1 rRNA gene is annotated in these 1,268 nt (G+C 53.4%); it reads left to right on the top strand.

The window, feature by feature from the left end:
* Nucleotides 1-1,268: ribosomal RNA gene (locus ACY2RQ_RS19375) — 23S ribosomal RNA — on the top strand; the annotation flags it as partial.

The raw sequence follows: 1,268 nt of genomic DNA, 5'->3' as shown, positions 1-1,268 counted from the left end.
ATGACGAGTCCTCTTTTGGACGAAGTGGTTGATGCCATGCTTCCAGGAAAACCTTCTAAGCGTCAGGTCATAACGAACCGTACCCCAAACCGACACAGGTGGTCAGGTAGAGAATACCAAGGCGCTTGAGAGAACTCGGGTGAAGGAACTAGGCAAAATGGTACCGTAACTTCGGGAGAAGGTACGCCGGTTTTGGTGATGGGACTTGCTCCCTGAGCTGAGACTGGTCGAAGTAACCAGGTGGCTGCGACTGTTTATTAAAAACATAGCACTGTGCCAACACGAAAGTGGACGTATACGGTGTGACGCCTGCCCGGTGCCGGAAGGTTAATTGATGGGGTTATCTTCGGAGAAGCTCTTGATCGAAGCCCCGGTAAACGGCGGCCGTAACTATAACGGTCCTAAGGTAGCGAAATTCCTTGTCGGGTAAGTTCCGACCTGCACGAATGGCGTAACGATGGCCACGCTGTCTCCACCCGAGACTCAGTGAAATTGAAATCGCAGTGAAGATGCTGTGTATCCGCGGCTAGACGGAAAGACCCCGTGAACCTTTACTACAGCTTCACACTGGACCTTGATGTAATTTGTGTAGGATAGCTGGGAGGCTTTGAAGCGTGCTCGCCAGAGTGCGTGGAGCCAATCTTGAAATACCAGCCTGATTACCTTGGGGTTCTAACTCCGCGCCATGATCTGGCGTGAGGACAGTGTGTGGTGGGTAGTTTGACTGGGGCGGTCTCCTCCCAAAGAGTAACGGAGGAGTACGAAGGTTGGCTAAGCACGGTCGGACATCGTGCGGTTAGTATAATGGTACAAGCCAGCTTGACTGCGAGAGCTACAACTCGAGCAGGTACGAAAGTAGGTCATAGTGATCCGGTGGTTCTGAATGGAAGGGCCATCGCTCAACGGATAAAAGGTACTCCGGGGATAACAGGCTGATACCGCCCAAGAGTTCACATCGACGGCGGTGTTTGGCACCTCGATGTCGGCTCATCACATCCTGGGGCTGAAGCCGGTCCCAAGGGTATGGCTGTTCGCCATTTAAAGTGGTACGCGAGCTGGGTTTAGAACGTCGTGAGACAGTTCGGTCCCTATCTGCCGTGGACGTTGGAAGTTTGAGAAGAGCTGCTCCTAGTACGAGAGGACCGGAGTGGACGAACCACTGGTGTTCGGGTTGTGTCGCCAGACGCATTGCCCGGTAGCTAAGTTCGGACGGGATAACCGCTGAAAGCATCTAAGCGGGAAGCCCCCTTCAAGATGAGACTTCCCTG

The organism is Parendozoicomonas sp. 209JJ7-1 (assembly GCF_058147085.1).
Note: the sequence above shows the minus strand (reverse complement) of the source record. Positions and strands in the feature narration are given on the sequence as shown.